At 71.4% G+C, this 22441-nt stretch carries 24 protein-coding genes and 1 tRNA gene; 11 read left to right on the top strand and 14 right to left on the bottom strand.

The features are described 5' to 3' along the window. Positions 1-19: 19 nt before the first annotated feature. Positions 20-838 (top strand): PaaX family transcriptional regulator, encoded by an 819-nt coding sequence (locus IGA62_RS16050; RefSeq protein WP_145820293.1) that lies wholly within the window; start codon positions 20-22, stop codon positions 836-838. Positions 839-842: 4 nt separating this feature from the next. Further along, positions 843-1634, top strand: a complete 792-nt coding sequence (locus IGA62_RS16045) for an enoyl-CoA hydratase-related protein (protein WP_145820295.1) — start codon at positions 843-845, stop codon at positions 1632-1634. 198 nt (positions 1635-1832) lie between these two features. Here IGA62_RS16045 and IGA62_RS16040 read toward each other — a convergent pair whose 3' ends face one another. Continuing rightward, entirely contained in the window at positions 1833-2426 is a 594-nt protein-coding gene (locus IGA62_RS16040) for a hypothetical protein (RefSeq protein ID WP_145820297.1), read from the bottom strand. A gap of 4 nt (positions 2427-2430) precedes the next feature. Further along, positions 2431-3012 carry a DNA-3-methyladenine glycosylase I gene (locus IGA62_RS16035; RefSeq protein ID WP_145820299.1) on the bottom strand — a complete coding sequence of 194 codons (582 nt, stop codon included), beginning with the start codon at positions 3010-3012 and terminating at the stop codon, positions 2431-2433. A gap of 125 nt (positions 3013-3137) precedes the next feature. Between IGA62_RS16035 and IGA62_RS16030 the strand changes: the two genes are divergently transcribed. Then, a complete protein-coding gene (locus IGA62_RS16030) occupies positions 3138-3983 on the top strand; it encodes a sterol desaturase family protein (RefSeq protein WP_145820301.1) in 846 nt (281 codons plus the stop codon). Between the two features lie 90 nt (positions 3984-4073). Here IGA62_RS16030 and IGA62_RS16025 read toward each other — a convergent pair whose 3' ends face one another. Both IGA62_RS16025 and IGA62_RS16020 read right to left on the bottom strand, forming a co-directional pair. Continuing rightward, positions 4074-4571, bottom strand: coding sequence for an SRPBCC family protein (locus tag IGA62_RS16025; RefSeq protein ID WP_145820303.1), 498 nt, complete (start codon positions 4569-4571; stop codon positions 4074-4076). Then, positions 4568-5236, bottom strand: a complete 669-nt coding sequence (locus IGA62_RS16020; protein ID WP_145820305.1) for a DivIVA domain-containing protein — start codon at positions 5234-5236, stop codon at positions 4568-4570. The genes IGA62_RS16025 and IGA62_RS16020 overlap by 4 nt, the downstream gene beginning before the upstream one ends. Positions 5237-5387: 151 nt before the next feature. On the opposite strand from IGA62_RS16020, the gene folP reads away from it, so the two are divergent. Continuing rightward, positions 5388-6257 carry a dihydropteroate synthase gene (gene folP, locus IGA62_RS16015; RefSeq protein ID WP_145820307.1) on the top strand — a complete coding sequence of 290 codons (870 nt, stop codon included), beginning with the start codon at positions 5388-5390 and terminating at the stop codon, positions 6255-6257. A gap of 90 nt (positions 6258-6347) precedes the next feature. On the opposite strand, the gene ndhC is transcribed toward folP, so the two are convergent. Continuing rightward, the gene (ndhC, locus tag IGA62_RS16010; RefSeq protein WP_091456552.1) at positions 6348-6725 is read right to left on the bottom strand and encodes an NADH-quinone oxidoreductase subunit A; all 378 of its coding nucleotides are present in this window, start codon (positions 6723-6725) and stop codon (positions 6348-6350) included. 175 nt (positions 6726-6900) lie between these two features. Here ndhC and IGA62_RS16005 point away from each other — a divergent pair, with 175 nt between their 5' ends. The 3 genes from IGA62_RS16005 (at position 6901) to IGA62_RS15995 (ending at position 11451) form a co-directional block, all read left to right on the top strand. Beyond that, positions 6901-8280: a hypothetical protein gene (locus IGA62_RS16005; protein ID WP_232624663.1), complete on the top strand. Its 1380-nt coding sequence runs from the start codon at positions 6901-6903 to the stop codon at positions 8278-8280. A gap of 296 nt (positions 8281-8576) precedes the next feature. After that, entirely contained in the window at positions 8577-10424 is a 1848-nt protein-coding gene (locus IGA62_RS16000; RefSeq protein WP_145820311.1) for a 2-oxoacid:acceptor oxidoreductase subunit alpha, read from the top strand. Beyond that, positions 10417-11451, top strand: a complete 1035-nt coding sequence (locus IGA62_RS15995) for a 2-oxoacid:ferredoxin oxidoreductase subunit beta (RefSeq protein WP_145820314.1) — start codon at positions 10417-10419, stop codon at positions 11449-11451. Before IGA62_RS16000 ends, IGA62_RS15995 begins: the two co-directional genes overlap by 8 nt. Before the next feature lie 60 nt (positions 11452-11511). Here IGA62_RS15995 and IGA62_RS15990 read toward each other — a convergent pair whose 3' ends face one another. Next, on the bottom strand, positions 11512-12525 hold the full coding sequence (locus IGA62_RS15990) for a potassium channel family protein (protein WP_145820316.1): 1014 nt from the start codon (positions 12523-12525) through the stop codon (positions 11512-11514). A 157-nt stretch (positions 12526-12682) separates the two neighbouring features. Between IGA62_RS15990 and IGA62_RS30775 the strand changes: the two genes are divergently transcribed. The 3 genes from IGA62_RS30775 (at position 12683) to IGA62_RS15975 (ending at position 14531) form a co-directional block, all read left to right on the top strand. After that, complete coding sequence (locus IGA62_RS30775; protein ID WP_377464824.1) at positions 12683-13240, top strand: helix-turn-helix domain-containing protein; 558 nt, start codon at positions 12683-12685, stop codon at positions 13238-13240. A 157-nt stretch (positions 13241-13397) separates the two neighbouring features. After that, positions 13398-13976, top strand: a complete 579-nt coding sequence (locus IGA62_RS15980; protein WP_145822194.1) for an ATP-dependent Clp protease proteolytic subunit — start codon at positions 13398-13400, stop codon at positions 13974-13976. Between the two features lie 378 nt (positions 13977-14354). Beyond that, on the top strand, positions 14355-14531 hold the full coding sequence (locus IGA62_RS15975; protein WP_176737725.1) for a hypothetical protein: 177 nt from the start codon (positions 14355-14357) through the stop codon (positions 14529-14531). A gap of 162 nt (positions 14532-14693) precedes the next feature. Here IGA62_RS15975 and IGA62_RS15970 read toward each other — a convergent pair whose 3' ends face one another. The 3 genes from IGA62_RS15970 to IGA62_RS15960 form a co-directional block, all read right to left on the bottom strand. Next, the gene (locus IGA62_RS15970; RefSeq protein ID WP_145820318.1) at positions 14694-16667 is read right to left on the bottom strand and encodes an N-acetylmuramoyl-L-alanine amidase; all 1974 of its coding nucleotides are present in this window, start codon (positions 16665-16667) and stop codon (positions 14694-14696) included. A gap of 132 nt (positions 16668-16799) precedes the next feature. After that, entirely contained in the window at positions 16800-17249 is a 450-nt protein-coding gene (locus IGA62_RS15965; protein ID WP_145820320.1) for a hypothetical protein, read from the bottom strand. Between the two features lie 113 nt (positions 17250-17362). Further along, a complete protein-coding gene (locus tag IGA62_RS15960; RefSeq protein WP_145820322.1) occupies positions 17363-17608 on the bottom strand; it encodes a hypothetical protein in 246 nt (81 codons plus the stop codon). A 348-nt stretch (positions 17609-17956) separates the two neighbouring features. Here IGA62_RS15960 and IGA62_RS15955 point away from each other — a divergent pair, with 348 nt between their 5' ends. Continuing rightward, the gene (locus tag IGA62_RS15955; protein WP_145820325.1) at positions 17957-18283 is read left to right on the top strand and encodes a hypothetical protein; all 327 of its coding nucleotides are present in this window, start codon (positions 17957-17959) and stop codon (positions 18281-18283) included. Positions 18284-18387: 104 nt separating this feature from the next. Here IGA62_RS15955 and IGA62_RS15950 read toward each other — a convergent pair. From IGA62_RS15950 to IGA62_RS15930, 5 genes are all read right to left on the bottom strand, one after another. Further along, positions 18388-18460 (bottom strand) — tRNA-Arg (locus IGA62_RS15950). 289 nt (positions 18461-18749) lie between these two features. Further along, positions 18750-18953: a cold-shock protein gene (locus tag IGA62_RS15945; RefSeq protein WP_091456013.1), complete on the bottom strand. Its 204-nt coding sequence runs from the start codon at positions 18951-18953 to the stop codon at positions 18750-18752. Positions 18954-19145: 192 nt separating this feature from the next. Further along, positions 19146-20573, bottom strand: a complete 1428-nt coding sequence (locus IGA62_RS15940) for a DEAD/DEAH box helicase (RefSeq protein WP_145820327.1) — start codon at positions 20571-20573, stop codon at positions 19146-19148. A gap of 554 nt (positions 20574-21127) precedes the next feature. Next, positions 21128-21313 (bottom strand): hypothetical protein, encoded by a 186-nt coding sequence (locus IGA62_RS15935; RefSeq protein ID WP_145820329.1) that lies wholly within the window; start codon positions 21311-21313, stop codon positions 21128-21130. Positions 21314-21821: 508 nt separating this feature from the next. Next, entirely contained in the window at positions 21822-22130 is a 309-nt protein-coding gene (locus tag IGA62_RS15930; protein ID WP_145820331.1) for a DUF4193 domain-containing protein, read from the bottom strand. Positions 22131-22441: the final 311 nt, after the last annotated feature.

Raw genomic sequence — 22441 nt, 5'->3', positions numbered from 1 at the left:
CCTGTCACAATGTGCGGTCATGCAGGCACGGTCGGCACTCTTCGACCTGTACGGCGACCACCTCCGCCCCCGGGGCGGCCGGGCACCGGTCGCCGCCCTGGTCAAACTGCTCGCGCCCCTCGGTATCGCGCCCCCGGCCGTCCGTACCGCGGTCTCCCGGATGGTGCGCCAAGGGTGGCTCGACCCGAGCCGACTCGCCTCCGGACCGGGCTACGCGATAACTCCGAAGGCGGCCCGACGACTGGACGAGGCCGCGTCCCGGATCTACCGCACCGCCCGGACCGGCTGGGACGGCCGGTTCGACCTGATCGTGCTCGACGCGCCGAACGGTCGCCGGGAACGGCAGCGACTCGCCACCACCCTACGCTTCCTCGGCTACGGCACCCTCGACGAACAGACCTGGATCGCCACCCGGGCCGCCGAGGACGTCGACGTCGTGCTGGCCGAGGCCGGCGTCCGGTACGAGCGCTTCACCGCCGCCCACGCGGCCGGCACGCCGGGCGCGGTGGCCATGGTCCGTCGCGCCTGGGACCTCACCGAGATCGGCCAGGCGTACGAGGACTTCGTCGCCGACCAGCGTCCGCTGCTGGCCACGGTCACCGCCCGCAGCGGTGACGAGGAGGCGTACGCGGCACGATTCCGGCTGGTGCACGCGTGGCGTACCTTCCTGTTCAAGGATCCGCAGTTGCCCCCGGCCCTGCTGCCCGAGCGTTGGCCCGGTACCAGCGCCGCCAGTTTCTTCGACCGGCACGCGGCCCGGCTCCGCCCGGCCGCCGACCGGTACGTGGAACAGTGCCTCGACCTGGGCAACCGCGCCGTACGACAGAAGGGTCGTTAGACACGTGACCGAGCCGCTCCTGGTCGACCGCACCGACGCGGTCGTCACCCTGACGCTGAACCGCCCCACGGCCATGAACGCGCTCGACGTCGCGCTCAAGGAGGCCCTGCGCGACACCCTCGCCGAGTTGGAGACCGACCGGACCTGCCGGGCGGTGGTGCTCGCCGGGGCGGGCGGGCAGTTCAGCGCCGGCCAGGACCTGCGTGAGCACGTGGAGACCCTGGAGTCGACCAAGGGCGACCCGCTGGCCACCGTCGGCGCGCACTACAACCCGATCGCCGCCCGCCTGGCCAACCTGCCCAAGCCGGTGGTCGCGGCGGTACGCGGCATGGCCGCCGGGGCCGGGGCGTCACTGGCCTTCCTCGCCGACATCCGGATCGGTGGGCCGAGGACCAAGTTCCTGATGGCCTTCGCCAAGGTGGGGCTGGCCGCCGACACCGGCGCGTCCTGGACGCTGCCCCGGCTGGTCGGGCACGCCAAGGCGATCGAGCTGCTGATGCTGGCCGAGCCGGTGGGTGCCGAGGAGGCCCGCCAACTGGGGCTGCTCAACCAGCTCGTGGCGGACGACGAGCAGGTGCTGCCGACCGCCCAGGAACTCGCCGCCCGGCTGGCCGCCGGCCCGACCGTCGCGTACGGGGCGATCAAGCGCCAGCTCTCCATCGCCGACGCGGGCACGCTCGCCGACGCACTGGCCGCCGAGGCGCAGGCCCAGACGATCTGCGGGGGCACCGCCGACCACCGCGCCGCCACCCGCGCCTTCGTCCGCAAGGAGCAGCCGGTCTACGAGGGGCGCTGAACCGACCCGGCCCGCTAATCCGTTTCCGCTGGTTCCGCCGGTGCCGTTCGCGCTGGCGGGGTCAGCGGCCGGACGACCACCGGGGCTCGGAAGCGCGTCGGCGCCCCGCTCCCGCGTCACGCGGTCGACGAACGTGGTCGCGTGAAGGGAAGCTGGCGCCGGCTTCCCGCCGGCGTTACCCGCGCCGGGGGGGGGACGCTAGTCGTCCTCCTCCGGGTCCTGGTTGGCCTCGGCGCCCAGCACGAACGCCTGCATGGCCAGTTCGTCCCCGCTCGGCGAGACGTACGCGGGCAGTTCCCGGGGGCCCAGCTCACGCACGTACGACCAGAAGATCCGCACCGCCTCGGCCGGGCTCGCCGCCTCGATCGGCAGGTCCAGGCTGACCAGCCAGGTCCGCCGGGGCGGCGGTGGCCCGAGCCGGTCGGCCAGGCCACGCCAGCGGTCGGCGGCGAGCGGGGTGACCGGACCGGCCGGCACCAGCCCGTCGACCGGCAGCGGCTCGTCGAAGAGCCGCCGGGTGTACGACACGACCAGCGGCGTCCGCGTACCGTCGGGGTCGGGGTCGTCCGGATCCTGCTCGGTCTCCCCGCCGGACTCGACCCGGCCGAGCGCGACCAGCGACGGTGGTTCCCCGTCGACGACCACCGCGACCCGGTCGCCGGGGGCCGGTCGGTGCTCGCTCTCCAGCCCGGTCAGCTCCAGCGTGTCGTGGTGGACGAGCCGCTCGGCCTCGTACCGGTCGGCGGGGAGCAGCACGGCCCAGGCGCGGCCGGTGTCGGTCATGTCCGTCATCCCATCACGCCGCCGGGGCGAGGACGACGTGACAGCCGGCGAGGTGGTCGTCGACCATGCCGGTGGCCTGCATCAGGGCGTACGCGGTGGTCGGTCCGACGAAGCGGAAGCCGCGCTTCTTGAGCGCCCTGGCCAGCGCGGTCGACTCCGGCGTCACCGCCGGCACGTCGGCCAGCCGGCCGGGCCGGGTCGACCGGGCGGGCGGGGCGAAGGACCAGAGCAGCGCGGAGAGCCCCGCTGGCAGGTCGAGCGCGGCCCGCGCGTTGGCGATCGCCGCCTCGATCTTGGCCCGGTTACGGACGATGCCCGCGTCACCGAGGAGACGGGCCACGTCGGCCTCGCCGTAGTCGGCGACGGTGGTGATCCGGAAGTCGTCGAAGGCCCGCCGGAACGCGTCCCGCTTGCGCAGGATGGTCAGCCAGGAGAGGCCGGACTGGAACGCCTCCAGCGTGATCCGCTCGTAGAGCGCGTCGTCACCGCGCAGCGGCCGACCCCACTCCCCGTCGTGGTAGGCCGCGTAGTCCGGGGTGCTTGCGCCCCATCCGCAGCGGGCCAGCCCGTCGGCACCGGTAACCAGGTCGTCCACGGCGTCCACGGTAGGTCACCCTCTGCCAGACCATTGCCTCGGCCCGCCGGGCTGCCTATCGTTCTTGTTACCAGTCGGTAGAGGCGCTCTCCGACGCGGCCGGCGACGGTGGGAGGCGCGGCCCGATGAAGGAGTTCCCGGACGTCATCGCCTGGTCGATCCCGGCCTTCCTGCTGCTGCTCGTGCTGGAACGGGTCTCCTACCTGCTGCACCGCGACGACGACGAACTCGGCTACGCGGCGGCGGACACCGCCACCAGCCTGACCATGGGGCTCGGCAGCGTCGGGACGGACCTGCTCTGGAAGATCCCGATCACCGCCGCGTACGCGCTGCTGTACACGCTCACCCCGCTGCGGATCGCCGAGGTCTGGTGGACCTGGCCGCTCATCCTGCTCGCGCAGGACTTCTGTTACTACTGGTCGCACCGGGGCCACCACGTCGTCCGGATCCTCTGGGCCACGCACGTGGTGCACCACTCCTCGGAGCGGTTCAACCTCTCCACCGCGCTGCGCCAGCCCTGGACGAGCGTGGCGGGTTGGATCTTCTACGTGCCACTGGTCCTGGCCGGCGTGCATCCGGCGGTGGTCGCCTTCTGCGGCTCGGTCAACCTGCTCTACCAGTTCTGGATCCACACCGAGCGCATCGACCGGATGCCCCGGTGGTTCGAGGCGGTCCTGAACACCCCGTCACACCACCGGGTGCACCACGCCTCGCAGGGCGGCTACCTGGACCGCAACTTCGGCGGGATCCTGATCGTCTGGGACCGGCTCTTCGGCACGTTCGCCCCGGAACGGGAACGCTGCGTCTACGGCCTGACCAAGAACATCGCCACCCACAACCCGCTGCGGGTGGCGTTCCACGAGTACGTCGCGATCGCCCGGGACGTCCGCGCGGCGGTGTCCTGGCGGCACCGCGCCGGCCACCTGTTCCGCTCTCCCGGCTGGCAGCCGGACCCCGCCGACGGTTCCTGACCGGATCGACGTCCGCCCGGCGCGGGTCAGGGCGTGAGATCGCCCCACCCGGCGTCAGGGCAGGCCGGCGTCAGTCCGCCCCACCCGGCGTCAGGGCAGGCGGCCCTGCTCGACGAGGCGGCCGAACTTCCGCAGCGCCCCGGTCAGGCTGACCTTCGAGCCGGGCCAGAGCACCGGCCAGGCGACCCGGCCGGCCGCGCCACCGGGCAGGTGGAACCACTCGTGCCACACCACCTGGGTCCGGTCGCCCCGCATCGGGGTGCAGCGCAGCACGCCGGGGCCGCGCAGCAGCCGCCCGCAGTGCACCACGCCCACCTCGTACGGCGCGTCGACCCGGACCACCCGCATCTCGTCCCGGAGCGCCGCAGGGCCGATCGCGGTGACCGCCTCGATCAGGCTGCCCTCGCCGCCGTCCCCCTCGACGACCCGGACCCGGGTGAACGGGATCCACTCCGACTGCCGTTCCCACGCGGTGAAGGCGGCGAAGACCCGCTCGGCAGGCGCGTCGACGATCACCGTCGCGGTGACCTCACCGGCACCGGGCTGGGCCGCCTCCCGCAGTTCGTCCGAGCCTCCCGGTGCGGTCACGCCGACTCCGACCGTACGGCGACGTCGGGCTGACCGGCCGGGCGACGGTCCGCCCCGGCGTCGCCCGTGCCACCGCTCCCCTCCGTGCCGCCGCTGTCGACGGCGGTGGTGGTCCCGGCAGCGGGGGTGACGACCTCGGGAGCGGTGTCGATGTCGGGGGCGGTGTCAGCCTCGGGGGCGGCGTCGGCCTCTCCGGTGGGGGCGGCGCCGGTCGTCGGGTGGGTCGGGTCGTCGGGCGCCGGGGTCACCGCGCCGGCCGACGCGGCACCGGCGGGGGAGGCGTCGTCGACGGGGGCCGGCGCAGCGGCCAGGGCGGCCAGTCGGGCCCGTCGCAGCTCGTCGGCCTCGGCCGTGCGTCCCTCCCGCAAGGCGGCGACCTCCGCTTCCAGCACCCCGATCAACTCGGACTTGTACCCGATGTCGTAGGCCGCCCGGCGCAACGCCTGGTCGACCTGGTCCATCCGGTACCCCCGGAGCGCGGTGTCGAAACGAACCGCGCCGATGTCCGACTCGGCGAGCGGACGGCCGCCGGGCAGCGGGACCCCCCGACCGTCCGGTTCGGCCGGGACCAGGCCCGGATCGCGGCCGGTGACCAGAACCGTCACACCGAACACCAACGCCGCGACGGTCAACGCCACGACCAGCAGGAGCAGAAGCTGACCCATGCACAGATCGTGGCATGACGATCGCCGTCGGGCGAGCCCCGAACCACAGCGTGCCGTCGATCGGCCCGGACGGTGGGCCGGGGGCACGCGGTCACGGGCGGACCGGCTAGCGTCGCAGACAGTCGGTTACGGGCGGGGTTCGGGAGGCGGCATGGCCAGGACACTGCGGCTCGGTGCGCGTACGTTCACCCCGGACGAGCTGGTGGTGATGGCGATCGTCAACCGCACGCCGGACTCGTTCTTCGACCGGGGGGCCACGTACGCCGCCGACAGCGCCCTGCGGGCCGTGGAGCGGGCCGTGGGCGAGGGCGCCGAGATCATCGACATCGGTGGGGTGAAGGCCGGCCCCGGCGACGAGGTGGACGTCGCCGAGGAGATCCGCCGTACGGTCGACACGATCGCCGCCGTCCGCGCCGCCTTCCCCGAGGTGGTCATCTCGATCGACACCTGGCGGGCCGAGGTGGCGGTGGAGGCGGTCGCGGCCGGGGCGGACCTGCTCAACGACACCTGGTCCGGCGCGGATCCGGCGCTGGCCCGGGTCGCCGCCGAGACCGGCGCGGGGCTGGTCTGCTCGCACGCCGGCGGGCTGGCGCCACGGACCCGGCCGCACCGGGCCGCCTTCGACGACGTGGTGGCGGACGTGCTGACCACGGTGACCGGGCTCGCCGACCGGGCGGTGGCGCTCGGGGTGCGCGCCGACGGGATCCTCATCGACCCGGCGCACGACTTCGGCAAGAACACCCGCCACTCGTTGGAGATCACCCGGCGGCTCGACGAGCTGGCCGGCACCGGGTGGCCACTGCTGGTCGCCCTGTCGAACAAGGACTTCGTCGGGGAGACCCTCGACCTGCCGGTGTCCGAACGGCTGGAGGGGACGCTCGCCGCCACCGCCGTGTCGGCCTGGCTGGGCGCGCGGGTGTTCCGGGCGCACCAGGTGCGGCAGACCCGGCGGGTGCTGGACATGGTGGCCTCGATCCGGGGGGACCGCCCGCCCGCCCTGACCCGACGCGGCCTGGCCTGAGAATCCTGGCCGCGCCGGACCTCGCCGGGCCTGACCCGCACCTCGCCGGCCCGCGCCGCACCGGGCCGCGCCGGCCCCGGCCGTCGCCGGTCAGCTCCAGCGCAGGATGTTCCGCCGCCAGGCGTAGAGGATGCCGAGCGCGAGCACGGCCACGAAGACGCCCATCTCGGCGACGGTGACCAGACCGAAGCCGGGCCGGTCGAAGACCACCGCCCAGGGGAAGAGGAATACCGCCTCGACGGCGAAGAGCACGTACAGGTACGCGTAGACGTAGTAGCGGATCTGCATCTGGGCCCAGTCGCCGCCCACCGGGTCGAGGCCGCACTCGTAGCTGGTGCGCTTGCCCGGCGGATCAGCCGGACGGGCAGGACGTAACACCCGGTTGGCCGAGAACGCCACAACGAAGAAGAGGACGCTCGCGGCCAACAACAGCCCGAGCGTCGCGTACGAGCCCAGGTATCCGCCCACGATCCGACAGCCTACCGGCCGACCACCGGCCCGAACCCGTTACGCAACTGTTTCCCCGTGGATCAGTGTCGTGCGACAACTGTTACCGAATAATGAACCCTCACCCGCTGTGACCGGAGGAGAGATGACGCGCCCCGACGCGCGCCCGGCTGGGCGCCTCCGCGACCGATGGCTGGTGTCCCTGCTGTCGATCTCGCTGACTGTCGGCGGGGCCGCCGCGGCGGCGGTGTCCCCGAGCCTGGCCACCGCCACGCCGGTGTCTGCCGGGCAGGCATATGCCCCGGCCACCGATCCGGCGGGGAACGGCGACCCGGAGCCCCCGACCGACCCGCCCACCCCGACCGAGCCGGTGCCCACCACCGCGCCGCCGACCGTGGAGCCGCCGGTCGAGACACCTCCACCGCCGACCACCGGCGCACCCGATCCGCTACCCACCGTAGTCGTCACGTCGGCCGCGCCACTGCCCACCGCCACCCGAACCTCGACGCCCCGGCCGCCGCTGCCGACCCGGTCCCTGCCGTCGACGCCCGCCCCCGGGCAGCCGGCTCCCGGCCGGCTCGGTGTCCGGGTCACCACCGGGGACGTCCACCTGTCCACCGGCTACTGGAACGCCGCGAGCACCACGGCCACCCTCCAGGTCACCGTGACCAACACCGGCGGGGTGACCGGCCAGGTCGGCCTGGCGTACACCCTGCCGGCGGGGGTCACCGACGCCGGTACGCCAGGGTGCGCCCCGGCCGGGGACCGCGACTACCGGTGCGGCGCGTGGACGACGGCCCCGGGCGCGCGGTTCAGCAGCCTCATCCGGCTCCGGGTCAGCGGGGACGCCTGGCGGCGGATACCGCTCAGCGGCACGGTCACGGTCACCGCGACCGCCCCGGGCGAGGCCGCCCCGGTACGCGACGACGAGGGCTTCGCGGTCCTCTTCCCGCCCGGCCCGCCGGTGCCCGGCATCGCGCTGGAGGCCGACGAACTGGCCTTCGACATCGGCGGCGGGCCGAGTGCGATGGAGGTCCGGCTCGGCAACACCGGCACGGTGGACGCCGCCGGCCTGGTCGAGGTGGTCCTTCCCGACGGGGTGAGCGTCCCCGAACCGCCGGCCGGCTGCGTGTCCCAGCCGGTCACCGGGCGCACCCGCTGCGAGGTCGGTACGGTGCCGGCGGGCCGGACGGCCGTCCTGCGGCTGCCGGTGGCCGCGACGCCGGAGGCGCAGCTGCGGGCACCACTCTCCGGTGGCGTGGTCGGCCAGCTCGACCCGCGCAACGGCCGGAGTCGCCGGGTGCAGATGAGCTTCCGGATCACTGCCGCCGCCGCGCTCGCCACCCCGGTGGCCGGGATACCCCAGCCGACCGGCTCGCAGGGCGTCCTCACCGGTTCGACCAGAGGCTCGGGTCCGGACGGCGGATTGAGTACGGCGCAGCGGACCGCGATCATCCTCATCGTCGTCTCCGGTCTTCTGGTGGTGCTCGCGCTGACGCTCGCGACCACCTCACTGCGCCGGCGGTTGACCGGACCGCCGGGCGGAGCGACCGGCACCGGAGGCAGCCCGAAGTGATCTTCATCGATCAACTGACGGATCTCCGACCGGTGATTTCGATTACGGCCCTAGCCCCAAAACGCCACAAAACCGTACAGTTCACTGCGTAGGACGGTCCCATTCGGCGGACCTGCGGCCCGATGGGACCCCCTGCCCGACGTAGGCTCCTAGATGTTGAGCGGAGCGGGCCGGGCCGGTTGTCCGGAGGGCCCGCCACAGCAGTGCGTCCAAGGAGGTCAGGTGGCCGGGCAAGGCGAGGCCAGCATCAGGTTAGGCCGCCCGCGCGACCGGGCCGCGCGAAACGAGGTGCAGGCGTGACCAAGCAGATCCGCCAACTCGACCGGGTGGTGATCCGGTTCGCCGGTGACTCCGGCGACGGCATGCAGCTCACCGGCGACCGGTTCACCTCGGAGACGGCGCAGCTCGGCAACGACATCTCCACGTTGCCGAACTTCCCCGCCGAGATCCGGGCCCCCGCCGGCACCCTGCCCGGAGTCTCCAGCTTCCAGGTCCACTTCGCCGACTACGACATCCTCACCCCGGGTGACGCGCCGAACGTCCTGGTCGCGATGAACCCGGCCGCCCTCAAGGCCAACCTGCACGACCTGCCCCGGGGCGCGGACATCATCGTCAACACCGACGAGTTCACCAAGCGCAACCTGGCCAAGGTCGGCTACCAGGCCAACCCGCTGGAGGACGACACCCTCGCCGGCTGGGTGGTGCACCCGGTCGCGCTGACCTCGATGACGGTCGGCGCGCTCGCCGACCAGGCCGTGTCGAAGAAGGACGCCGAGCGGGCCAAGAACATGTTCGCCCTCGGCCTGCTCTCCTGGATGTACTCCCGGCCGTACGAGTCCACGCTGCGCTTCCTGGAGCGCAAGTTCGCGAAGCGCCCCGAACTGGTCGCCGCGAACATCGCCGCCTTCAAGGCCGGCTGGAACTTCGGCGAGACCACCGACTCCTTCTCGGTGCGCTACGAGGTCAAGCCGGCGAAGATGCACCCCGGCACCTACCGCAACATCACCGGCAACGCCGCCCTCTCCCTCGGGCTGGTCGCCGCCGGGGTCCGCTCCGGGCTGCCGGTCTTCCTCGGGGCGTACCCGATCACCCCGGCCTCGGACATCCTGCACGAGCTGAGCAAGCACAAGCGCTTCGGCGTGACCACCATGCAGGCCGAGGACGAGATCGCGGCGGTGGGCGCGGCGCTCGGCGCGTCGTACGGCGGCGCGCTCGGCATCACCACCACCAGCGGCCCGGGTGTCGCGCTCAAGAGCGAGACGATCTCCCTGGCGGTGGCGCTGGAGCTGCCCCTGCTGATCGTCGACGTGCAGCGGGCCGGCCCCTCCACCGGCATGCCGACCAAGACCGAGCAGGCCGACCTGAACATGGCCCTCTACGGCCGGCACGGCGAGGCTCCGGTCGCGGTGATCGCCCCGAAGTCGCCCGCGGACTGCTTCCACGCGGCCATCGAGGCGGCCCGGATCGCGCTGACCTACCGCACCCCGGTGCTGCTGCTCTCCGACAACTACGTCGCCAACGGCTCCGAGCCGTGGCTGCTGCCGGAGGTGGACTCCCTGCCCGACCTGCGGGTCGAGTTCGCCACCGAGCCCAACGGCGAGGACGGCAAGAGCTTCCTGCCGTACCTGCGCGACCCGGAGACGATGGCCCGGCCGTGGGCCATCCCGGGCACCCCGGGCCTGGAGCACCGGATCGGCGGGCTGGAGAAGGCCGACAAGACCGGCGACATCTCCTACGACCCGGCCAACCACGACTTCATGGTCCGCACCCGGGCCGCCCGGATCGAGACCATCCCGGTGCCGGAGGTCGAGGTCGAGGACCCGGACGGCGACGCCCGGGTGCTGGTGCTCGGCTGGGGCTCGACGTACGGGCCGATCGGCGCGGCCTGCCGCGGGCTGCGGCAGCGTGGGCTCTCCATCGCGCAGGCACACCTGCGGCACCTCGCCCCGATGCCGGCCAACCTCGGTGAGGTGCTGCGCTCCTACGAGCGCGTGGTCATCCCCGAGATGAACCTCGGCCAGCTCGCCCAGGTGATCCGGGGCCGTTACCTGGTCGACGCGATCGCGTACAACCAGGTCCGGGGCCTGCCGTTCACCGCCGCGGAGCTGGAGACGATGCTGGAAGAGGTCCTGAAGAATGTCTGAGCCCGTCGCCCTCAAGCTCACCGCCAAGGACTTCAAGTCCGACCAGGAGGTGCGCTGGTGCCCCGGCTGCGGTGACTACGCGATCCTCGCCGCGGTGCAGCAGTTCATGCCCGAGCTGAAGATCCCCCGCGAGAACATCGTCTTCGTCTCCGGCATCGGCTGCTCCTCGCGCTTCCCGTACTACATGAACACCTACGGGATGCACTCGATCCACGGCCGCGCCCCGGCGATCGCCACCGGGCTCTCGGTCAGCCGCCCGGACCTGTCGGTCTGGGTGGTGACCGGCGACGGTGACGCCCTCTCCATCGGCGGCAACCACCTCATCCACGCGCTGCGCCGCAACGTCAACCTCAAGATCCTGCTCTTCAACAACCGGATCTACGGGCTGACCAAGGGGCAGTACTCGCCCACCTCCGAGGTCGGCAAGGTCACCAAGTCCACCCCGGCCGGCTCGGCGGACGCGCCGTTCAACCCGATCTCGCTGGCCCTGGGCGCGGAGGCGACCTTCGTCGCCCGCACCATCGACTCCGACCGCAAGCACCTCCAGTCGGTGCTGCGGGCGGCCGCCGAGCACCAGGGCTCGGCGTTCGTGGAGATCTACCAGAACTGCAACATCTTCAACGACGGCGCGTTCGACCCGCTCAAGGAGCCGGACACCCGCGACGACTTCCTGATCCGGCTGGAGCACGGGCAGCCGATCATGTTCGGCAAGGACGACCAGTTCTGCGTGGTGCACCCGCCGGGCGGCTTCGGCCTGGAGGTGCGCAGGACGGACTTCACCCCGGCCGAGCACATCCTGGTGCACGACGCCACCATCGCCGACCCGGCGTACGCGTTCGCGCTGAGCCGGCTGCCGGGGCCGGACCTGAGCAACACCCCGATCGGCGTGTTCCGCTCGGTCGACCGCCCCACCTACGACAGCGTGGTGCAGACGCAGGTCGCGGAGGCCAAGGCCGCGGTCTCCGAGACGCCGGAGCAGCAGCTCGCCGGGCTGCTCAACAGCGGGGACACCTGGACCATCCTCTAGCCACCGGACGAGCACGACGCAGGGGCGGTCCCGGACGGGGCCGCCCCTGCGTCGTACCGCTCAGGGGGTGGTCGCCGCCTGGGGCCGGTCGTCGCGGACGTACACCAGCATGTCGCCGGTCTCGATGAGGGCGCCGGCCCGGTCGGAGAGGGTGACCACCTTGCCCCGGCGGACCAGCGCGATGACCAGCGATTCCAGCTCCCGGGGCGAACGTCCCACCTCGGCGCGTTCCGCCGAACGCATGGCGAGCGCCATGCCCTGGCCGGGGGTGAGCAGGTCCTCGACCACGTCGATCAGGGGTGGCGCGGAGGTGGAGAGGCCGAGCAGCCGGCCGGCGGTGGCGGAGGAGACGATCACGTGGTGCGCGCCACTCTGCTTGAGCAGCGGGGCGTTCTCGGCCTCCCGGACCGCGGCGATGATCCGGACCTGCCCGGCGGTGAGCTGGCGGACGGTCAGCGCCACCAGCACGGACGCGTCGTCGCTGTCGGTCGCGATGATCACCGCCTTGGCGGACCGGACGTGCGCCTCGTTGAGCACCGCCGACCGGGTGGCCGACCCCTCGATGGCGACCAGCCCGGCCGAGGTGGCCTGCCGGATCGCCGCGCCGCTGCGCTCCACCACCACGATCCTGGACTTGTCCAACCCGTTCTCGAGCAGGGCGGAGATCGCACTGCGGCCCTTGGTGCCGTAGCCGCAGATGATGACGTGATCCTTCACGGTTCTCCCCCACCGGCTCAGCCGACGGCCGGTCCGGTACTGCTCGGTCAGGACTTCCAGGGTGGTGCCGACCAGGATGATCAGGAAGAGCACCCGGGCCGGCGTGACGAAGAGGATGTTGATCAGCCGGGCCGAGTCCGAGGCCGGCGTGATGTCGCCGTAGCCGGTGGTGGAGAGCGAGACCACCGCGTAGTAGAAACAGTCGAGGAGGGTCAGGCCGTCCTCGTTGACGTCGCGGTAGCCGTCGCGGTCCAGGTAGACCGCGCTGACCACGGCGCAGACCAGGGCGACGGCGGCGGCCAGCCGCAGGCTGAGCGCACTGAGCGGCCCTCGCCGCTGCGCGGGAAAGTGAATCACCGTCGGACCCGCCCCGCCTCCGCTGCCGCCTGCACGTGCACAACATAGCCGGTACGCCACAGGTCGGCCGCTGAGGTGGCCACGTACCCCCTGCTTCCTCCCCCGTGGTGCCCACGGTCCGCCCCAGGGGCCACCGCAACCGGCGGAAACCGGCACAATGAGCAGAGTCGGAAGCCGCACCACCGACGAGGAGGCCCGGATGTCGTTGCTACGCCGAGTGATCGGCGGGGTCCTGCGCCGACTTCGCGTCCGGCAGGGCCGCACCCTGCGCGAGGTCGCCGAGGTGGCCGGGGTCTCGGTGCCCTACCTCTCCGAGGTCGAACGGGGGCGCAAGGAGGCCTCGTCGGAGGTGCTCGCGGCGATCTGCCGGGCCCTCGGCATCCGCCTCTCCGACCTGCTCGAGGAGGCCCGCGACGACCTGCGCCGCGTGGAGCCCCGTACACCGGTCATGCCGCCCCGGGTTCCGACGGGTCGACGGGTCCTGCCGACCGGCCCCCGTCCCGCACCGGCCGCGTCCCGACCCACCCCGGTCACCCGTCCTGCTGCGGGCGGATCCACCTGTCCGTCGAACCGGGTCCCGAACGCCCGGGCGGCGGTCGGCCGTCGTCCCGCCGGGACCACCGGCACAGGCTCCTTCGGGCGGTCCCGCCCCGTCCGGAGCGGCGTCGGTCAGCACCGCGTCCTGCTCGTCGCCGGTCGCTCACCCCGCTGCTGACCGGCTTCTGCTCTCGGCAGATATGCCGGCGGCAGAAACCCTCGGCCGCCGGGCCGCGTGGACCGCACGCTTGACGGGCCGGTCCACCGGGCGGTGAACGTCGCCCGCCGGCAGGTACGCGGGGAGGTCCACGGTGACTGTCGGTTACACGGTGCGCATGCTGGAGGTCAACCAGCCGTCCTTCGGTGACCAGGTGTTCGAGCGGCTGCTGCGGGAGCGGATCGTCTTCCTCGGCACCGAGGTGACCGAGGCGTCGGCCAACCAGGTCTGCGCGCAGATCCTGCTGCTCGCCGCCGAGGACGCCGAGCAGGACATCTTCCTCTACATCAACTCACCGGGCGGCTCGGTCAGTGCCGGCCTGGCCATCTACGACACCATGCGCTACGTCAAGAACGACGTGGCCACCCTGGCGCTCGGCTTCGCCGGCTCGATGGGGCAGTTCCTGCTCTGCACCGGGACGCCCGGGAAGCGGTACGCCCTGCCCCACTCGCGGATCATGATGCACCAGCCCTCCGGCGGGTTCGGTGGCACGGCCGCCGACATCACCATCCAGGCCGAGAACATGCTGTTCGTCAAACGCACCATGCAGGAGCTGATCGCCCAGCACAGTGGCCACTCCTTGGCCGACATCGAGCGCGACTCGGACCGGGACCGCTGGTTCACCGCCGAGCAGGCCCGGGAGTACGGGCTGATCGACCGGGTGCTGGAGCACGCCGCGCAGCTTCCCACGAACTGACCGTTCCCGCCCGGCCGGCACGGGGGCGGCCGGGCGGGAACAGGTCCATCGGCCGTCGCGTGGCAGGGCACGGCACCGGTGACGATGGTCGAGGCGAGGATCCGCCGCCAGAGCGGCACTCACGCATCCGCTAGGTAGCGGTCACGTTCCGCTGTACGACTGCACGAGGATTCGGCGCGATGCAAGGACTTACGCCGATATTTTCTCAGTGCATTACATCGGACTGTCAGCTACCCGACAGTGAAAACTCGACCCTTGTGATAGCCGCCCGGCAGGAGGATGCTCGAACGGTCGATCGGCACAGCGCCGCCCAAAAAGGCGGCGCCCGGCTGGCACCGGACGCCGCATTCGACTCGACCGCTCGCGACGGAAGGAGTCATGTTGACTGTAGCCCCTCCTGGGCCGGACTTCGAGACGACGGATCCCGACGAGGAGCCCGCTGCCGAACCGGAAGGGCGGCATCGGCTCATCCTGGCGTACATCAAGGCGCTCAGCCCCATCATCGCCGCGATGGTCGCCAGCATCGGAACGTTGGTGACCGTTCTGGCCCGCTGACCGGCAGGCCCCGCGTCCCGTGCCCGGACGGGTGCGAGGCATCCCTCCCCTTTCCCGCGCGGCCGTTCACCGGCCCGGCAGCGCCCCCGACCCGACCACGGGGCGCGCCCGCGCGGCGGAGGGTTCCCGGCCGGACGGCCGGGAACCCTCCGAGCCCCGCAACTACCGGGGCGCGCCCAGAGCCGAGGGCAGGATCTGCACGTCGTCCCGGTTGACGAACATCACCCGGTGACCGAACTGGATCTGCACGTACTGGTTCTCGCCCCGGATCACCGTCCAGTCGCCCGGTGCCGAACCGTCGAACGTGGTCGCCCGGTAGTACTCGCCGGGCAGCACGTTGCCGACGGCGTACCGCTGACCGGCCGAGAGCGTGTACTGCAGGGGCGAGATCGTCTGGTACGGCACGCCCGCCGGGTACGCCGCCTCCTCCGGGTACGCCCGCCCGTAGACCGGGATCGTCGTCTTCCCCGGCTTCGGGGTGGCGACCAGGCCGACGGTCCACTGCGCGGTCGGCGCGTCGGCCGGGTTGTGGAACCACGCCTTCTGCCCGAGGTACCAGATCGCCGTCCAGTCACCCTGCCGGTCCGCGATCGCGTACGTCTGACCGGTCGACGCCCGCGCGCCGTGGTCGGAGATGTGCATGGTGTTCGGCGTACCGTTCGGGCGCAGGGCGATGTCGTTGACCAGCGGCGCGTCCGGGCTGGGCGCGCTGCGCAGGATCACCGACGACGAACCGCGCGAGGGGCACGGCACCCCGGCGGTGACGCAGCCGGTGAAGGCCGGCCGGTTGGTGGCGAAGTCCGGCTCGATGCGGACCAGCCCGGTCAGCGGGGTACCGGTGTTGATCTCCGGCGCCTTCATCAGCTTGAAGTAGTGGTCCCAGTCCCAGTACGGTCCCGGGTCCCAGTGCATGCCGCGCACGTTCGCCGCGACGGTGCCCGGGATGTTGTCGTGGCCGATGATGTGGTGCCGGTCCATCGGGATGCCGAGCCGCGTGGCGAGGTGCCGCACCAGCTTCGCCGAGGTCCGGTACATCGCCTCGGTGTACCAGGTGCCCTGGGCGGCGAAGCCCTCGTGCTCCAGACCGACGGACTTGGCGTTGACGTACCAGTTGCCGGCGTGCCAGCCGACGTCCTTGGTCTTCACGTGCTGGGCGATGTGCCCGTCGACCGAGCGCAGCGAGTAGTGCCAGCTCACGTACGTCGGGTCCTGGACCAGCTTGAGCGTGGTCGCCCAGGTCGCCTCGGTGTCGTGGATGATGATGTACTCGATCTTCTGCCGGTTGGGCCGGTCGGAGAGATCGTGGTTGCCGTAGTCCCCGTTACCGAGATCCTGGTAGGGGGCCGGGATCCACTCGCAGGAGATGTCGTTCGGGCACTCCAGGCCGTCCGGGCGCGCCAGCTTGCGCAGGCCGAGCTTGTCCAGCCAGGACGTCACCGGGACCAGGTCGGCGTGCGGGGTGAGGGTGATCCGCTGGCCGTCGTCGGTGGTCCGGCTCGCGCCCTCGCGGATCGTGCCGTACACCTCGTTGGCGAAGGCGGCCGCCGCGTCCGCGCTGTCCGCGCCGGCGTAGCGGGCCACCGCGCCGTACCAGGCGGCCGGGTCGCTCGTGCTCCCGGTCGGTCCGGCCAGTTCCCGCTGGTACGACGCGAGCAGCGCCGCACCGCCCCGGATGTTGGCGGCCGGCTCGCCGCGCAGCGTCTCCTCGCTGGTGCCGGTGAGCGTCGCGGCGGCGTCGAGGGTCTGGAGAGACTCGGCCGGCGGCGCCTTCTCGGTCGAGTCGACCGGGTGCGCCGGCCGCGAGTCGTCGCCGCGCGGGTCCTCGTCCTCGTCGTGGTGGTGTCCCCCGGGCAGGGACATCACGTACTCGGCGTCGGTCAGGTGCATCGGGCCGTAGCCGCCGCTGGTGCTGGGCGTGCCGGCGTTGGTGTCCCACCGGGACTGCAGGTAGGAGACGCCGAGCAGCACGCTCTCCGGCACGCCGTACTCCGCGGCCGCGGCCGCGTACTGCTGCTGCCGGGTGACGGACGTGTCGGCCGCCGCAGGGGTGGTGGTGAGGGGAACGATCGCCGTGGCAGCGGCCACGGCGGCCGCGAGCAGAACGCGTCTGCTCGTCGGGGACGTCACGCTGGGCATCGAGCCTCCAGGTCAAATTGATGACTCCGAGGCTCACCCTTACCTGGTAACCAGTTCGGGTCAATACCCTTCGACGTATCACCTCCCGACGAAAGAAAGCTTCAACGATGCGGCGGGACGGTGCGTAGCCACTCAGTGGCGGCGGGACCCGACCCGGGCCACCACCATCACGACCACGAGCACCACGAGCAGGACGACCGAGCCGGCCACCAGGGGATTGACGAACCAGGGCACCAGGTCCGGGCCGCAGGTGGTGTCCTGCAACGGCCACATGCGGTGCGTCCCGTCGGCCGGACCGTGGTATCCGTACCCGTAGCGGTCGGGCCGGACGATCCCGCACCGGTCGTCGGCGTCGGTGACCAGGCCGAAGGTGGTCGTGCCCAGCCCGTACCCGTAGGCGGCGAAGGCCGTCGACGCCGACGCGGCGATCGACAGCCGCAGCGCCCTCGATCGTGCGCCCCGGCCGTCCTGGAGGGCGAACGCCACCCGCACCGCCAGGATCACGGCAGCCAGAGCGAACACCGGCCAGGCCAGCTTCAGCAGCACCAGGCCGAGAAAAACGAAACCCATGACGGTACGCATGACGTCGGCCACCGTACCCGCGCCGGCCCGTCCGGTGTCCGGGACGGCATCCGCCGACGGTTGCTGCGCACAGGAAAGGCCATCGGCAGGTCCGACCAGGGTGGAACGTCGGCCTACCGACCGTGCCCGCGGCGCGGAGACCAGTCGACGCGCCGACCCAGGTACCGTTCGAGCAGCCGGCCGAGCGGGTGTGCCGGCCGCTCCCGGCGGTGCTCCCGGCGGTGCTCCCTGGCGGCACGCTCCACCTCCGTCCGGTACTCCTCGGCGTCGAACCGGAACTCCGGCAGGTCGACCTCCTGCTCGTCGGGGTTGCGCCAGCCGCTCCAGACCACGTGATCGCCCTCGCGGCGTACGGTCACGTAGAGAGCCCCACAGCATCCTTCGGTGCACTCCGCCGTAGCCAGTCGCACCTCGTGCGGTTCGACGTCAGCGATCAGAGACCCATCCGGCCCCAACAGCTCCCCGGGATCGCTGCCGGGTCCAGCCGCGATCGCCTCGGTGAGAATGTCCCGCCCGTCGATCCAGGGCCGGACCTCGACGACGGCGCTCCCCTGTGTCGAGTCGGGAACGACAACGTCAAGAGCAAGACGAGACTTCTCGTACGGCATGGACCGATTGTCGACCCGCACCTCACGCCGTGCATCATCGTCCTTCCGTCGAGCCACAATCGGCGGCTGTGGCTGAAGCGCTCTCGCTACTCTCGCTGGGTGGCCGACGACCTCACGCTCAGGCTGACCCGCGATCAGGCGCTGGTGCTCTCCGACTGGCTCGACAAGGTGATCGGCACCCAGCGGTTCGACGCCATCGCGGACGAGGACGGCGCTGTCTGGTCAGCCCTGCACAGCATCAGCGGCACCCTGGAGACATCGCTCGTGGAGATCTTCATGCCGGACTACCCGGCACGCCTGGACGCCGCCCGTGCGCGTCTCCGCGCCGACCTCGGGGCTGACGTCGTCCAGGACCGCCAGCCACAGCGGAACGTCGGACGCCACGACAGCGGCGACCAGGACGACTGCGAAGAGCCCGGATCTTGACCAACGCAGCAGGCACGCCCTGGGAAACCGCCTTCAAGACCGGTCTGCGGATCGACGCTTGGGCGTATCCACAGGCCGTCGGGCGTTTCTGCTGATCTTCGAGGTGCCCCCGGCAGGATTCGAACCTGCGACACACGGTTTAGGAAACCGATGCTCTATCCCCTGAGCTACGAGGGCGCGAGTGCCCAGTCTAGCGACCTGCGGGTTCACCCGGGTGGCAGGGAGTGGCCCACGTTCACCCACGTCACCCGGACCCCTGTTCCCCCAGCTGAGGACCACACCCGGAGTCTCAATGTGACTCCGGTTGATCTTGGTGGGCAGGGTGGAGCAGCCGGCGGGACCGGGTTGGTTTGAGGCCGGGAAGGACCGCGGTGTCGGAACGGACCGGCATTCGCCGGTCCGTGGTCTCAGCCACCGCCGTGGCGACGGGCGAGGCCCCGTCGCCCACGGCTTGGCGGAGTCAACGTCAGACCAGGCGGATGTTGGCAGCCTGAAGGCCCTTCTGGCCCTGCTCGACGTCGAACTCGACCCGCTGGTTCTCTTCCAGGCTGCGGAACCCGCTCGATGAGATGGCCGAGAAGTGGGCGAAGACGTCAGCGCCGCCACCATCCTGTGCGATGAAGCCGAAGCCCTTGTCCGCGTTGAACCACTTGACTGTGCCGAGTGCCATGTCTTCTCCTTTGAGTAGCGGATGGAGCCACGTACGGACCCTCGGTTGCCGCCGCTGTTGGTCCGGAAGAACCGGCAGGACAAAAAGCGCCTGGCGGGTTAGATACCCACCAGGCGCTGGCAAAGTATGCGACAAACCGAAGGTTGCAACCCGGTGAGGCTAGCACGGGCGCGCCGCGCGGTGTCTTCGCTGTCAGCGCTGACCGCGCCGGCTACCAACCCGCGCGCCGGAAGAGAACGCCGCCGCGCCCCGTGTCGCTGACGTGGTTTCCGCGGCGCTCGCCCGACGACTTTCCGAGCCTCTCCCGCGCGTTGCGCTGGCGGTCGATCCGCCCGTCGCTGTGCGCGGATCCGGGCGCCGCGTGGCGCTGTGGCCTCGTCCGTGATGTGGCGCCGTCGTCGCTACGCGAGGCGTCACGAAGCGACGCTCACCCGGGGCGAGTTCGGTGAGCAGCGAGTCACCGGGCCCAAGCCGGGTGATCGTCGGGTTGATGCCGGCCTGGCGGGTGAGGTCGCGCACGTCGGTGACCTGGTCGTCGGTCATCAGGGTGACGACGGTGCCGCTCGCTCCGGCACGCGCGGTCCGCCCCGAGCGGTGCAGGTATGCCTTGTGCTCGGCGGGCGGGTCGGCGTGGATCACGAGAGCTACGTCGTCGACGTGGATTCCGCGCGCCGCGATGTCGGTCGCGACGAGCGTGCGGGCGTCGCCGGCGGAGAACGCCGCCAGATTGCGGGTGCGGGCGTTCTGCGCCAGGTTGCCGTGCAGCTCCACGGCGGGCACGCCCGAGGCGACCAGTTGACTGGTCAGCTTCTTGGCGCCCCGCTTGGTGCGGGTGAATACGAGCGTTCGTCCCGGGGCGGCCGTCAGGTCGATCAGGACGGGGAGCCGGTCATCGTGACGCACCCGGAGCACGTGGTGGGTCATCGCGGCGACCGGGGACATCGCGGAGTCGACGCTGTGGGTGACTGGGTTGGAGAGGTACCGCCGCACGAGGACGTCGACGCCCGCGTCGAGCGTCGCCGAGAACAGCAGCCGCTGGGAGCGGGGCGGTGTCTTGTCGAGGAGTCGCCGTACGACCGGCAGGAAGCCCAGGTCGGCCATGTGGTCCGCCTCGTCGAGCACCGTGACCTCGACGGCGTCGAGGATCGCGTGGCCGTTCGAAACGTGGTCGGCGAGCCGGCCGGGACAGGCGATGAGGATATCGACCCCGGCACGCAGTGCACCGACCTGCGGCCGCGCGTTCACCCCACCGAAGATCGTCAGGGTCCGCAGCGACAGCGCGGTGGCCAGCGGTGCGATCGTCGCTTCGATCTGGGTCGCCAGCTCGCGAGTGGGCGCCAGAATGAGCGAGCGCGGGCGGCCGGGCAGCCGCGGAGAGGTGCCGGCCGAGAGCCGGGCGAGGACCGGGAGGGCGAAGGCGTATGTCTTGCCCGATCCCGTCCTGCCACGACCCAGCACGTCGCGTCCGGCGAGTGAGTCCGGGAGCGTCGCGGCCTGGATCGGGAATGGCGTGCTGATGCCCGCCTGCTCGAGCGCGGCGACCAGGTGGCCGGGCACGCCAAGGTCGGCGAAGGAGGTGGGTGTGACAAGGGGTGTCTTGCTGGGGCGGCGTGCCACCATGGGAGTCTCCGAACGTGAAAGGGGTCGCCCTGCACGGCGCTGACCGATTGGTCGCGGCGCGTGGTGGTCGACTACAGAGGCAGGCCGTGGTCGGAAAACCGGCGGACTGTTGATCAATCTACCCGCACCCCGGCCCAGGCCGTGCACGATGGCTTTCTGGGTTAGGGTTCGACAGGCCGAGCGAAACGGATCCAACGCCCCCGGCGAGCGGCCGGATCCGCCCCGCTCATTTTCCGCACCCGGCTTGCATGTACGAGCGGGTCGATCGCGCGCTGGCGCGCAAACTTGGAGCAGCTCTTGACTGATGTAACCGCGCATGACTCGAATTTGTTCCGTGCAGCACCGAGAGCAAATGCGGCTTTCGACCATACTTCTGCCGTCGACGTAAGTTCGGCTGCGATGACCCGTCTGCGCACCCCGTTCCGTGTCGAGGGTGACGCCGACCGGAAGCCGACGACTCGTTAGGCATCACGACGCAACGGAGCCCAGTCGGTAAGGGCTACCACCCGTATCGGTTCAACGCGTCGCAGGTACCGACGTCCTGTGCAGGTGGATCAGCACGTCTCCACGACTGGACCACCAGATCGGGCGGTGTCGGTGCACTGCCGCTCGGCCTTGCCCACGCACGTTGTCGCGTCGGCCATCCCGATCAACGTGTCCCCGTCGAGGGTGTTGCCGCGACCCGCGACCGCCGCGCCCATCGTGACCCGGTCGGGGTGGCCGCCCCGGTGCAACAGCACACGGTGTAGGCGCCGCCCGTCTCGGCGCCGGTGATGGAACGTGGTCGCCGCCGGCGCGCTGTTGAATCGCTTCGATCGGTCCGTGGATGCGCTCGCCGGACATCCGCTGGGAAGGACATACGCGCGGCGTCGCGAAGGCGGCGCTCCGCGGATTCGTCCTGTGCCAGCCCGGTCAGGTCTCTCAACTCTCGTCCACAATTCGTGGTCTCCCGATCACACGACCGTCTTCCCAAGATCATTATGGCTCGTTTTTCCGCAGGCGTGCTATACGGTCAGCAGATGAGAATCGAGCGCCACTGGTGGAACGGGGACCGGAGTCCGCGGGGACGTCGCGACGTCTACATCCGCACCGACGGCCAACGATGGGAGGTAGAGGCGCAGACCGGTGGCATCGCAGGTCGGTCGAAGCTACACCCCTGTCCGGGTCGGGCGTCTGCGGAGATCCTCGCCGGCGCATGGCTGGGTGGGCGTCCGGAGTGGCGGGAAATGATGGCCTGACAGTGGGACGTCAGGAGCACTCCTGGCAGACGTCCCGGCCGTCGGCCTGCGCGGCGAGCTGGCTGCGGTGGTGCACCAGGTAGCAGCGCGCGCATCGAAACTCGTCCGGCTGCATTGGCACGACCGCCACGGTCAGTTCCTCGCCGGACAGGTCCGCGCCGGGCAGCTCGAAGTTCTCGGCGGCCTCGGCCTCGTCGAGGTCGACACTTGCTGACTGCGGCGCCGCGCCGCGCGCCTTGAGTTCCTCCAGGCTGTCGTCTTCAACGTCAACGTCAACGGCCGGTCGGCGCGGTGCGTCGTAATCGATGGGCTTGGTCATCGTGATGGCCTCTCCGGCTTTGGTTCACGGGTGTCGCGTCGGTAGCCCGCGGCCCATGTCGTGGCGCTCAAGCGAGCGGTGGAAGGGTAGCGCTCGCCCTTGGATGCGAGGGGCGCCATAGGCAGTGATCGCCATCCCGGCGGAGAATGACTCCCCACTCCCCCGGTCATGGCCTGGCCGGCCCCGACAGGCACTGTGAGACGATGTCCCGGACCGGTCGCTGCCGTCTGTCGCCCTCACGAAGAGGTAATCCGTGACCGCGACGCGAAGTGCGCGCCCGCGTTCTTGCCTCTGAAGGCATCGACATGCTG

It is taken from the genome of Micromonospora sagamiensis, from assembly GCF_014680085.1.
Classification (GTDB): Bacteria; Actinomycetota; Actinomycetes; order Mycobacteriales; family Micromonosporaceae; genus Micromonospora; species Micromonospora inyonensis.
Note: the sequence above shows the minus strand (reverse complement) of the source record. Positions and strands in the feature narration are given on the sequence as shown.

Bases quoted from the DNA above. Each gene is read 5' to 3' on its own strand.
- IGA62_RS16050 (WP_145820293.1), top strand. From the start codon at position 20: ATGCAGGCACGGTCGGCACTCTTCGACCTGTACGGCGACCACCTCCGC.
- IGA62_RS16040 (WP_145820297.1), bottom strand. From the start codon at position 2,426: ATGACGGACATGACCGACACCGGCCGCGCCTGGGCCGTGCTGCTCCCC.
- IGA62_RS16030 (WP_145820301.1), top strand. From the start codon at position 3,138: ATGAAGGAGTTCCCGGACGTCATCGCCTGGTCGATCCCGGCCTTCCTG.
- IGA62_RS16020 (WP_145820305.1), bottom strand. From the start codon at position 5,236: ATGGGTCAGCTTCTGCTCCTGCTGGTCGTGGCGTTGACCGTCGCGGCG.
- folP (WP_145820307.1), top strand. From the start codon at position 5,388: ATGGCCAGGACACTGCGGCTCGGTGCGCGTACGTTCACCCCGGACGAG.
- IGA62_RS15995 (WP_145820314.1), top strand. From the start codon at position 10,417: ATGTCTGAGCCCGTCGCCCTCAAGCTCACCGCCAAGGACTTCAAGTCC.
- IGA62_RS30775 (WP_377464824.1), top strand. From the start codon at position 12,683: ATGAGCAGAGTCGGAAGCCGCACCACCGACGAGGAGGCCCGGATGTCG.
- IGA62_RS15980 (WP_145822194.1), top strand. From the start codon at position 13,398: ATGCTGGAGGTCAACCAGCCGTCCTTCGGTGACCAGGTGTTCGAGCGG.
- IGA62_RS15975 (WP_176737725.1), top strand. From the start codon at position 14,355: ATGTTGACTGTAGCCCCTCCTGGGCCGGACTTCGAGACGACGGATCCC.
- IGA62_RS15970 (WP_145820318.1), bottom strand. From the start codon at position 16,667: ATGCCCAGCGTGACGTCCCCGACGAGCAGACGCGTTCTGCTCGCGGCC.
- IGA62_RS15965 (WP_145820320.1), bottom strand. From the start codon at position 17,249: ATGCGTACCGTCATGGGTTTCGTTTTTCTCGGCCTGGTGCTGCTGAAG.
- IGA62_RS15945 (WP_091456013.1), bottom strand. From the start codon at position 18,953: ATGGCACTCGGCACAGTCAAGTGGTTCAACGCGGACAAGGGCTTCGGC.
- IGA62_RS15940 (WP_145820327.1), bottom strand. From the start codon at position 20,573: ATGGTGGCACGCCGCCCCAGCAAGACACCCCTTGTCACACCCACCTCC.
- IGA62_RS15930 (WP_145820331.1), bottom strand. From the start codon at position 22,130: ATGACCAAGCCCATCGATTACGACGCACCGCGCCGACCGGCCGTTGAC.